12 protein-coding genes are annotated in these 10,368 nt (G+C 28.5%); 9 read left to right on the forward strand and 3 right to left on the reverse strand.

The window, feature by feature from the left end; all coding sequences use genetic code 11:
* The first annotated feature begins 265 nt into the window (after positions 1-265).
* Both rplM and rpsI read left to right on the forward strand, forming a co-directional pair.
* Positions 266-703: a 50S ribosomal protein L13 gene (gene rplM / locus SPJ17_RS08575; protein WP_321094769.1), complete on the forward strand. Its 438-nt coding sequence runs from the start codon at positions 266-268 to the stop codon at positions 701-703.
* Positions 704-718: 15 nt separating this feature from the next.
* A complete protein-coding gene (gene rpsI / locus SPJ17_RS08580; RefSeq protein WP_321094771.1) occupies positions 719-1,126 on the forward strand; it encodes a 30S ribosomal protein S9 in 408 nt (135 codons plus the stop codon).
* A gap of 190 nt (positions 1,127-1,316) precedes the next feature.
* On the opposite strand, the gene SPJ17_RS08585 is transcribed toward rpsI, so the two are convergent.
* Positions 1,317-1,544 (reverse strand): hypothetical protein, encoded by a 228-nt coding sequence (locus tag SPJ17_RS08585; protein WP_321094773.1) that lies wholly within the window; start codon positions 1,542-1,544, stop codon positions 1,317-1,319.
* 201 nt (positions 1,545-1,745) lie between these two features.
* On the opposite strand from SPJ17_RS08585, the gene SPJ17_RS08590 reads away from it, so the two are divergent.
* The 3 genes from SPJ17_RS08590 to SPJ17_RS08600 all read left to right on the forward strand — a co-directional run bounded on the left by SPJ17_RS08590 (position 1,746) and on the right by SPJ17_RS08600 (position 5,495).
* Positions 1,746-2,105, forward strand: coding sequence for a DNA translocase FtsK (locus SPJ17_RS08590; RefSeq protein WP_321094775.1), 360 nt, complete (start codon positions 1,746-1,748; stop codon positions 2,103-2,105).
* A gap of 468 nt (positions 2,106-2,573) precedes the next feature.
* Complete coding sequence (locus SPJ17_RS08595; RefSeq protein WP_321094777.1) at positions 2,574-3,809, forward strand: MFS transporter; 1,236 nt, start codon at positions 2,574-2,576, stop codon at positions 3,807-3,809.
* 348 nt (positions 3,810-4,157) lie between these two features.
* Positions 4,158-5,495, forward strand: a complete 1,338-nt coding sequence (locus SPJ17_RS08600; protein ID WP_321094779.1) for an AAA family ATPase — start codon at positions 4,158-4,160, stop codon at positions 5,493-5,495.
* A 315-nt stretch (positions 5,496-5,810) separates the two neighbouring features.
* On the opposite strand, the gene SPJ17_RS08605 is transcribed toward SPJ17_RS08600, so the two are convergent.
* Complete coding sequence (locus tag SPJ17_RS08605) at positions 5,811-6,110, reverse strand: transposase (RefSeq protein ID WP_321094791.1); 300 nt, start codon at positions 6,108-6,110, stop codon at positions 5,811-5,813.
* A gap of 67 nt (positions 6,111-6,177) precedes the next feature.
* Here SPJ17_RS08605 and SPJ17_RS08610 point away from each other — a divergent pair, with 67 nt between their 5' ends.
* The 3 genes from SPJ17_RS08610 (at position 6,178) to SPJ17_RS08620 (ending at position 8,991) form a co-directional block, all read left to right on the forward strand.
* Positions 6,178-6,330 (forward strand): RNA-binding domain-containing protein, encoded by a 153-nt coding sequence (locus SPJ17_RS08610; protein WP_321094781.1) that lies wholly within the window; start codon positions 6,178-6,180, stop codon positions 6,328-6,330.
* Positions 6,331-6,437: 107 nt separating this feature from the next.
* Entirely contained in the window at positions 6,438-7,325 is an 888-nt protein-coding gene (locus SPJ17_RS08615) for an ATP-binding protein (RefSeq protein ID WP_321094783.1), read from the forward strand.
* Between the two features lie 319 nt (positions 7,326-7,644).
* On the forward strand, positions 7,645-8,991 hold the full coding sequence (locus SPJ17_RS08620) for an AAA family ATPase (protein WP_321094785.1): 1,347 nt from the start codon (positions 7,645-7,647) through the stop codon (positions 8,989-8,991).
* Positions 8,992-9,253: 262 nt separating this feature from the next.
* Here the strand turns inward: SPJ17_RS08620 and SPJ17_RS08625 are convergent, their stop codons facing one another.
* On the reverse strand, positions 9,254-9,460 hold the full coding sequence (locus tag SPJ17_RS08625; protein ID WP_321094787.1) for a helix-turn-helix transcriptional regulator: 207 nt from the start codon (positions 9,458-9,460) through the stop codon (positions 9,254-9,256).
* Between the two features lie 79 nt (positions 9,461-9,539).
* Here SPJ17_RS08625 and SPJ17_RS08630 point away from each other — a divergent pair, with 79 nt between their 5' ends.
* Positions 9,540-10,055: a B-box zinc finger protein gene (locus SPJ17_RS08630; protein ID WP_321094789.1), complete on the forward strand. Its 516-nt coding sequence runs from the start codon at positions 9,540-9,542 to the stop codon at positions 10,053-10,055.
* The last annotated feature ends 313 nt before the right edge of the window (positions 10,056-10,368 follow it).

Here is a 10,368-nt window from a genome sequence, read left to right on the forward strand (position 1 = left end):
AAATACAACCCAAATAATAGAAAAATTACATCCAAAAAGAAAGCCTCGAAGAAGGGATTTATTTACTGTAATGCATGTTCCCTTTAGAATGGCATAATTTTGGCATTTTTTGACATGAATTAAAAAATGGGGAAACACAAAACAAGAAAAATTTTTTTCTTGACTATAGTCAACCTTTAAGGTAAAATATCAAATGGTACATTTTTAAGCAATTAAATCTCCAAGTGCCCTAAATTATATAAAAATAATCTAGGAGGAAATTTACATGAACAAGACATTCATGGCAAATAATCAAACAGTACAACACAATTGGTATGTTGTTGATGCAAATGGCTTAACACTAGGTCGTTTAGCAACAGCAGTAGCTTCTTTACTTAGAGGCAAGCACAAGGTTACTTACACTCCACATGTAAACTGCGGAGACAATGTCATCGTTATTAATGCTGACAAAATTAAATTAACTGGTAACAAGTGGGAAGATAAGCTATACCGTTATCACTCTGAATATTCTGGAGGTCTTAGAACTTTAACTGCTAAGGAAGTTATGGCTAAGTATCCTACAAGAATGGTTGAGGAAGCAGTATTCGGTATGTTACCTCACACAAAGTTAGGCGATCAGATGAGAAAGCAGTTATATGTTTATGCATCTGCAGAACATCCACATGCAGCTCAGAAGCCAGTAGAATTTAAGGTAAAGGCTTAATAGGAGGATATTGGAATGGCAAAGAAAACATTAGTTCAGTATTTAGGTACAGGTCGTCGTAAAGCATCTGTAGCTAGAGTTTACTTACGTCCTGCAAAGGGTGAAGGCAAGATCGTTATCAATGGTCGTGCTTTTGAGGATTATATCCCATCTGCAGCTATTCGTTTAGACGTTGAGCAGCCACTTGAGTTAACAGAGAATATGGGCAAGTTCGATATTTTAGTTAACGTATTTGGCGGTGGTATTACTGGTCAGGCAGGAGCAATCCGTTTAGGTATTACTCGTGCATTAATGGAAGTTAATCCAGAATACCGTGCAGTATTAAAGCCAGCTGGATTAGTAACTCGTGACCCTCGCGCTAAGGAACGTAAGAAGTACGGTCTAAAGAAGGCTCGTAAGTCTAGTCAGTTCTCTAAGCGTTAATTGTTTGATTATTATAATTGCAAAGAAATATGGAAAGCAGGACTTCTCACCCTGCTTTTTATTTTGCTTAAAATGGCTTGGTTAAACCATTTTTTGCCACTTTTAGGCCAAAGAAGAAAATGAACTAAAAAAATTGTTAATTTTTGCATTATTTTAATAGGATGGAAAAGAGGAAGTGGTAGATTCTATCCTAATTTTGAAATAGTAAATCATGGATATACACTAAATGATTTGTTAAGTGATTTACCAATTTTGCATCCAAGTCTGTATTATTCATCAATCCACCGACAAATAGATATCCATGATTTAATCCAATCACTTCAAATGGATTGTTATCAAGTTTCAAATATCTTGATTTTGGTCTTTCAATTTCCATCTTTGTATAGTCAACCCATTTAATTATCTCATCACAATACATTTGGTAGTGCTTGTATATTTTTAGAAGGTGAATATTCAATATTCTATACAGGATATATTAATTATGCTACCTTTGATCATTTATGTACATATGAATCCCATATTCATTAGAAACTGATTATATAATATTAGATGGAACATCCTTATCTAAGGAAACTGATTTTAAAAAGCTTAGCTTACGTTATTCGATGAAAAAAAGAATATGACGATTTTAAGAGGAATGTATTTAGCTGGATTCTATGGACATATTTACGAAAATAAAGAAGAAGATGTTGAAAATATATATCAAGATAGAAGAATAAAACTACCATTTAAAGAAATAAAAAGATTTATTGAAGAAGTTCATATACCACATTACAAAAAATTATTTATAAATAATCCTATTACAGTAAATGGTATTCAAAATGAATTTGGTTTAGGATTCAATAGAACTACATATATTCTTGATAGATTAGAAAAACTAGAAATTATCAGTATTAAATTAGGAACAAAGCCTAGGGAAATCTTAATTACTGATAAGGTTAAAATTAAGAGAAGAATTGAAGCATTAAAGCAAGAATAAAAAAGCAAGACGTGCACCACAATTCTCTCTTGCATAATAGGTGATATAGAACCAGAATCATATATTGATATTTATAAAGATAATAATAAATTAAAAGAAGATTGGGATAAGATTAATTCTTATAATCCTAAAAAAATATATTATTCACATCATTAATTACTTGCTCAAGAGTAGAAATACTTTTGGGCTTTTTCTTATTATCTATGCGTGTATATTAAATTATTAGATGTGCTATTTTGTGGTATAATTATATTGTTTTCAAAAGAAGTGAGTAGTCTGAAAGAAAAAAATTGTATTTTTAGTTACTTATCTATGATAAGTAAAATAGCAATTACCATAGAATGAAATTATAAAAATAGCATTAAAATATCAATTTTTTAATTATATTATTTCATAAAATAGAAATAATATAAAATTCCATGGCTATGTGTGCCTTTTGAGGTACGAAGAAAGGAATGTGAGGTTTTTATGAAGGAAAAGAAAGATAAAAGTATATATATTTCTTCAGCAATATTTATTGTATTAATGGGTGTAATATCTATGATGAGCGATATGACACATGAAGGTGCTAAAAGTATTTATGGGTCTTTTTTGTCATTAGCAGGAGCAACACCTCATGTAATTTCTTTAATATCAGGCTTAGGTGAATTTATTGGGTGTTCTTTAATATTAGTAACTGGTGCAATAGCAAATAAGACTAAGAAGTATTGGACTATGACTATAATAGGCTATATGATAAATCTTCTTGCAATACCCATGCTTGCTATAACTTGGAAAAATGGATGGGTGTTTGCTTGCACATTAATTTTAATTGAAAGAATTGGTAAAGCAATTAGAAAGCCAGCAAAGAGTACTTTGGTATCATTTTCATCTAAGAATTTGGGAGAAGGTAAGAGCTTTGCTTTTGTTGAGTTTTTAGATCAAATAGGAGCATTCGTAGGCCCCCTAATTTTAACTTTAGTTTTATCATTAAAAAACACTACTGATTTATTTAATTCATATAGAATGTGCTTCTTAGTTTTAGGTATACCAGCAATATTAACATTGATTATATTATTATTTGCTAAAATGAAATATCCAAATCCTGAAAATTTAGAAGAGGAAAATAATGAAAATGAGAATGATTCAAAATTTAAGATTAGTAAGAGCTTTATTTTTTATTTAATAGCTATTGGATTATGTGCTGCAGGATTTATAGATTTTCCTTTAATTACTTATCATGTGGGTAATTTAAATATTATCAAGGTTGAATATTTACCTATTTTATATTCTATTGCTATGTTAATTGATGCTTTTGCAGCTTTATTGTTTGGAGTATTATTTGATAAATTTGGAATTAAAGTATTAATTTTATCAACATTGTTATCATTTTCTTTTCCACTTTTTATATTTAATTATTCAAGTAAGCCAATGATTTATATTGGTGTTGTTATGTGGGGCTGTGGTATGGGAGCTCAGGAATCCATTTTAAAAGCTGCAGTAGCGAAGCTTGTTCCAAAGGAAACTCGATCACTTGGCTTTGCATTGTTTGAAGGCATATTTGGATTATGCTGGTTTATAGGCAGCTATGTATTAGGATGGTTATATGAATTTGACTTAATTGCATTAATAATTACTAGTATGTCATTTGCTGGAATATCAATTATATTCTATGTGCTAAGCTCTTTATGTGGTGAAAATAACAAAGTTAATTTTAATCACTGATAAGGATGGAATTAAGAGAAGAATTGATGCATTAAAGCAAGAATAAGAAAGCAAGACGTGTACCACAATTCTCTCTTGCATAATAGTACAGTTATAAAAATACTAAATGGCTTGGTTAAGCCATTATTTTCAAAACTATGACTAACTAAGCATTAATTGTTTGATTATTATAATTGCAAAGAAATATGGAAAGCAGGACTTCTCACCCTGCTTTTTATTTTTCCATTTTAAGAAAAACGGGAAAATGTTACTATATAAGAACAAAAATACGGGGAAAATGTAAAAAACAGTTGAAAATATGCAGGGAAAATGTAAAATATAGTTATAAACTTATTCGGTGGTGATAAAATGGAAGATGGCAGATGGCTAAAAAGAAAAGTTGATATCTATTTAGAAGAATGGAAAAATAAAACAAATAAAAAACCACTTATTATACGTGGTGCTAGACAAATTGGTAAAACTAAAGCGGTAGAAAAATTTGCTGAAAAGAATTATAAAAATTTTATTAATATAAATTTTGTTCTTCAAGAAGAATACCGATCCATCTTTGATAATGGATATGAAGTGGAAAAAATAATAAAGAATATTTCTTTTATTAATCCTAAGTATAAATTTGAAGAAAAAAACACTTTGATTTTTTTTGATGAAATTCAAATTGTTCCTAAGGCTGCTACATCATTAAAAAATTTTAAAAATGATGGTAGATTTGATGTTATTTGTTCTGGTTCTCTTATGGGAATTAATTATCAAGAAATTGAATCTAATGCTGTTGGAAATAAAGAAGATTATGATATGAAATCAATGGACTTTGAAGAATTCCTATGGGCTAAAGGATATAGCTGTGAACAAGTAGATGATATTTTTAAATACATGAAAGAAGTAAAACCTTTACCAACTGTTATGTTTGATAAACTTAGTGAATTATTTAGAGACTACATTATTGTTGGTGGAATGCCTGAAATTGTAAAACAGTATGTTGAACAAAATAATTTTTCAGGTATATTAGATGCTCAAAGACAAATAATAAGAGATTATGAAGAAGATATTACTAAATACGCTGTTGGTTTAGACAAAGTCAAGATATTGAATGTTTATAGAAAAATTCCTGTATTTTTATCAAACGAAAATAAAAAGTTTTTTATAACAAAAGTTGAGAAGAATGCAAGATCAAATCAATATGTTGGTGTTGTGGATTGGCTAAAGAATTCAGGAATAATAAATATAAGTTATTGCTTAGAAGAACCATCTTTGCCATTAAAAGGTCACTATAATCCTGATAATTTTAGATTATATTTTATGGATACAGGATTATTGATTGGGGCATTAGATGATGAAGCTCAACTAGATTTAAGGAATAATAAAAATATGAATACTTGTAAAGGCGCAATATTTGAAAACATTGTAGGAGATATGCTGGTTAAAGCAGGTTATGAATTATTTTTCTATAAAGATGAAAAAGGACACCTTGAAATGGATTTCTTTGTGAGAGATATTAATTCTTTAATACCTGTTGAAGTTAAATCGAATGATGGAGCTACAGTATCCTTAAACAATTTAATAGGAAAGGATAAATATGTAGATATTCGTTATGGTATAAAGCTTGCAAATAAGAATATTGGGTACAATGGTAAGTTTTATACATTTCCATATTTCTTAACATTCCTATTAAAAAGATGGTTAAGCTAAATGTTATATAGTTAATTAGGCGAATAATATTTGCAATACGATATTCTTATTTGATTGCATTAACTGTTCGTAGGTGGTACGTATTTCTATTTTAGACCGATAGTCTCATGTTTATCATTCTCATGACACTAAAATAACTTATTTTAGGTGCCCGGAGAAATAAAAAAATGGCTTGGTTAAGAGACCGCTGAAAATGGCATGTATTTTTCACGATTAAATTAAGCCAAAAATAAAAACGAAGATTTTATGATACAAAAGTCATAATTTCTTCATTTTTTTCATTATATTAGAGTAAAACAAAGGTGTTCCTATTATTTATTTACCTTCTTTTTCGTTTTTAAGGCGTAGTATCCTCTTCAAATTCACGACAAAAATCGAAACACCAGCCTGAAGAGTCATACCGTGAATACCTGTATAAGAAGCATGAGCATATCCGTGCTCATTTTTTAGTTCCGCATTTTTAGCTTCAATCTTATATCTTTCTTTAGCAAGTTTCATATACTCTTGTGTTTCTTGTTTATTCTTGTGTTCTTGATGAATATATGCCATTTTTAATTTTACACTATAAGTTTTAGCCCTTTGATTATCGTTGAAGCTTATTTTAATGAAAAGAATTTAGTGCCATTTTTTATTGTTTAGTGTCATTTTTAGTGTTGTAATATCTTTGGAGATGATTGACACTATGGAAAAATTAATTATAGATTCTATAACAAGAGAGAATAATCAGTTAGAATTTAAAAAAGCTAAAGGAGGCCTACCAAATAGTTTTTTTGAAACATATAGCTCTTTTTCTAATACTAAAGGTGGTCTTATTTATCTTGGACTAAATGAATAAAAAAACGGCGTGATTATTACTTCAATGCTTACTAATGATGAAATAAAAAAAATAAAAATAGATTTAGAACTTTACATCCAGAACATTTGTTCTTAAAGAATAGCGATATGAGCTTTTTGGAGTATATTGGGGCTATTAGAGTTGGCGAAGACAAAAAATATCATCCAACAATTGATGGGTTGTTGATGTTTGGGTATTCTTATAAAATAGTTTATGAATTCCCCGAATATTTTTTAGATTATCAGGAACATTATTCTGAAGACGAGAATATTAGATGGACAGATAGAATCACTTCAGATTCAGGAGAATGGTCTGGTAACATGTATGATTTTTACAATAAAGTTGTTAATAAATTAACATCTGATTTAAAAATTCCATTTAAATTAAATGGAATAGAAAGAATAGACGATACAATATTGCATCAAGCTTTAAGAGAGGCGTTTTGTAACACAATTTCTAATTCTGATTTTTATCAAAGAAAAGGGCTTGTTATAAAAAAATATTTTGATAGAATAGAATTTAATAATCCAGGATGTTTAAGAATTAGTAAAGAAAAAGCATTTATTGGTGGTGAATCAGATGCTAGAAATAAAACTATTCTAAAAATGTTTAATTTAGTTGGTGTTGGAGAAAGAGCTGGGAGTGGAATCCCTAAAATTTTATATGCATGTAAAGAATATGGATTTGAAGAACCAACATTATTTGACGAATATAATCCAGATAGAACACATTTAATAATTAATTTTAGTGTCAAAACTGTTACTAAAAATGATACTAAAAATGATACTAAAATTACTGAAAAGGAAAAACAAGTATTAACATTCATTATTAATAATGGACCATCTAAAGTGATTGAGATATCAAACGCTTTAGGCTTTAGTATTACGACTATCAAAAATATCTTATATAAATTAGTAGGTGATGATTTGATTTCATCTAGTGGTACTATTAAAGATAAGAGATACTTTGCCAAAAATATGGATAATATTGAATAATTATTTATTATATATTCTTATGTTCTTAATGTTAATAAAGCTATCCTAAAGGATATCTTGCCTATCGGCCTTTAAATAGCCTTCGGCATAATTGGCTTCGCCCATTTGGTGTGGCCTACAATTGCCGAGATAGGTGGCCTGGATTCGCCGAAATACACAATAACTAAGCGTTAATTGTTTGATTATTATAATTGCAAAGAAATATTAAGCAGGGCTTTTCGCCCTGCTTAATATTTCGCTAAAAATGCAAAAAGGTGTAAATTGGTATTATAATAAACTTGCAAAAAGGTGTAAATTGCTCCATAAACAAGGTGATATTATGAGAAGAAAGTATTTAAATGATTTAATTGAATGGATGAATGATCCTAGAAGAAAGCCTCTTATGGTATCAGGTGCGCGTCAGGTTGGTAAATCATATTTAATCGAAGAATTATTTGCGAAAGAATATTATAAGAATAGATATCTTAAAATTGATTTATCTGATGACGTCGATTTTGTGGAATTTGCTGAAAATAATAGTAATCTTGAAAAAGTATTGGAATACATTCAGTTACACTATAATTTTATACCAGACGAAAATCATTTGTTATTTTTTGATGAAGCTCAAGAATGCCCATCAATAGTTAAAATGATGAAGCATTTTAATGAAAAAAGAAGAGAATTACCTGTTATTGTAAGTGGTTCTTTAGTTAGACTAAGAATTCATAGAGATAGTAAGAAGACAAATAAAAAGTTTTTGTTTCCGGTAGGTAAGATTAATCAGTTATATATTTATCCATTAACATTTGATGAATTTTTATTGAATTATAATGAAAATAAATATAATTATGTTAAGAATCATTTTGAAAATAAAGAGCCAATAGATAAAGTGATACATGATGAATTAATCGATGATTTTAGGACTTATATGTTCATTGGCGGTATGCCAGAAGTTGTTGATACATTTTTAGCATACAAGGATAAAATATCAGCATTCAAAGCCGCCAATAAGAAAATAAAAGAAATATATGATGATTATTTAGACGATATGGGATTGTATCAAACATCTACTGAATCTATTATTAGAAGTAGATTAGTTTATAATGATATTTATAAGCAATTAAATAAAGAAAATAAAAATTTTAAAATATCACAAACCGTTGAAAATGTTAAAAATAGAGATATGATAAATCCTTATTTTTGGTTAACAACTGCTAATATAGTATTACAAGCATTTTGCCTAAAGGAAAAGGTAACATCACCTTTAATTAAAGAAGATGATTCTTTATTTAGAATGTATTTGTCCGATGTTGGTATGTTTACATATCAGAGTGGATTGAAATATGAATCATTTCTTAAGGATAAGGATAATTCATTATCTGGAATATATTATGAAAACTATGTGGCTACCGAATTAGTTGCAAGAAGAATGAATTTGTTCTATTGGAAAGGCAAGAGAGATTCTGAATTAGAATTTATAATTGATGTAAATCAAAGTATAATACCAATAGATGTAAAAAGGGGTAAATCAAAGCTAAATTCCTTAAATGAATTTAGAAATCATAATAAAAATGATATGGCTATTAAAGTTTCATCAAATCAATATGGATATAATGAAGAAAAGCAATTAATGACACTTCCATTTTATTATTTTGCTTTTTATCTAAATAGTATTAAGGATGAATAGGTAAATGTAATCTATAAAAAAATATTCAAAACATTTAAAGGGGTTTAATTTATACGATTAATGCAAATTTAGAATAATTTTAGATGCAGGATGGTATAATGAAGCGACTTTGTATTTGAATGGATATACCTATTGGTGTGAAGGTTCTTGGGATTATAGTAGAAAAAATCCCAGGAGATTTCGCTCCTGGGATATGCATTTTGTCATAATTAAATAGGTATACCACTAATAGACCATTATTATACTGCTAATGTACCACTATCTATTTGTTTTTAGGAAAATTTCTACCAACTAAATAATCCAATGAAACCTTATAATAATCTGCTAAAGCAATAAGAATTGATAATGGTATTTCTCTTTCTCCATTTTCATAATGTGAATAAGCTCTTTGGCTACATTTTAGATAATTAGCAATTTGTAATTGTGTTAAATCATGATCTATTCTCAAGTCTTTTATTCTGTTTTTCATAATGTAATTATCACATCCTAAACACATTATAATTTAGCCCAACTTGGTCTATAATGTATATCAGTGAGGTGTTTTTTTTATGGCTATTTGTAATTTTTGTGAATTAGAAAAAGGGGAGTTATTTAGTTGTCAAAAATGTGGGAAACCTATTTGTGCAGATTGTTATAATATAACGACAATGCATTATTGTTATGAGTGTGCACAATCTACATTCTTTGCTGAGAAGAAGAGTAGTTTTAGACTAGGATTAGTTTTTGTAGGATTAGCGTTGGTTTGGATACTAAGTTTAGCCACATTCTACGTACTAATTTTATTCACTGAAAAGGGATTACCTAGATGGGTACCATTAATTCCTTTATTTGTATTTTTCTTATTTTCTTTTTATCCATCATGGGATTTTATAAAAAGAAAATTAAATAAACCTGGTATAGTTATGCTTGTTATTAAGCTGATTTTATCTTTGATTGGATGCGTTGTTATTCTTCCATATTATATTGTTTCTGCAATTAAGTGTTTTAAACTTTCAAAAAATGCATCAAATAATGCTGCTATACTTTGTGGATATCCACATCCAGATCCTAGAAAAAATCTATAAATACGCTATAATTAAAATTTTGGCCTGCAAAAAATTTGCAGGCTTCTTTTTGTTTTTATATTTACATTACACTAAGCGGTTCTTTAATTATATGTTTTGCGGAACAAAAGCGAAATAAAAGTTCCACATTTGTAAAACATGTGGTATAATTAATGTGGAACAAAAGCGAAATAAAAGTTCCACACAGGAGGCTATCATGGAAAATAATATTTCTAATTTAATACATGAACGTGAAATGATTAATTCTAGAATGGAAAGAATGATATATGGATCAATTGAAATAAGAGAAAAAAGTAACAATAGATATATATAT

The sequence above is a fragment of the Anaeroplasma sp. genome, assembly GCF_034179385.1.
Taxonomy (GTDB): domain Bacteria; phylum Bacillota_I; class Bacilli_A; order Acholeplasmatales; family Anaeroplasmataceae; genus Anaeroplasma.

Excerpts from the sequence above, each read along its gene's own strand:
- rplM (WP_321094769.1), top strand. The coding sequence starts at position 266 with ATGAACAAGACATTCATGGCAAATAATCAAACAGTACAACACAATTGG.
- rpsI (WP_321094771.1), top strand. The coding sequence starts at position 719 with ATGGCAAAGAAAACATTAGTTCAGTATTTAGGTACAGGTCGTCGTAAA.
- SPJ17_RS08585 (WP_321094773.1), bottom strand. The coding sequence starts at position 1,544 with ATGTATTGTGATGAGATAATTAAATGGGTTGACTATACAAAGATGGAA.
- SPJ17_RS08590 (WP_321094775.1), top strand. The coding sequence starts at position 1,746 with ATGACGATTTTAAGAGGAATGTATTTAGCTGGATTCTATGGACATATT.
- SPJ17_RS08595 (WP_321094777.1), top strand. The coding sequence starts at position 2,574 with ATGAAGGAAAAGAAAGATAAAAGTATATATATTTCTTCAGCAATATTT.
- SPJ17_RS08600 (WP_321094779.1), top strand. The coding sequence starts at position 4,158 with ATGGAAGATGGCAGATGGCTAAAAAGAAAAGTTGATATCTATTTAGAA.
- SPJ17_RS08610 (WP_321094781.1), top strand. The coding sequence starts at position 6,178 with ATGGAAAAATTAATTATAGATTCTATAACAAGAGAGAATAATCAGTTA.
- SPJ17_RS08615 (WP_321094783.1), top strand. The coding sequence starts at position 6,438 with ATGAGCTTTTTGGAGTATATTGGGGCTATTAGAGTTGGCGAAGACAAA.
- SPJ17_RS08620 (WP_321094785.1), top strand. The coding sequence starts at position 7,645 with ATGAGAAGAAAGTATTTAAATGATTTAATTGAATGGATGAATGATCCT.
- SPJ17_RS08625 (WP_321094787.1), bottom strand. The coding sequence starts at position 9,460 with ATGAAAAACAGAATAAAAGACTTGAGAATAGATCATGATTTAACACAA.
- SPJ17_RS08630 (WP_321094789.1), top strand. The coding sequence starts at position 9,540 with ATGGCTATTTGTAATTTTTGTGAATTAGAAAAAGGGGAGTTATTTAGT.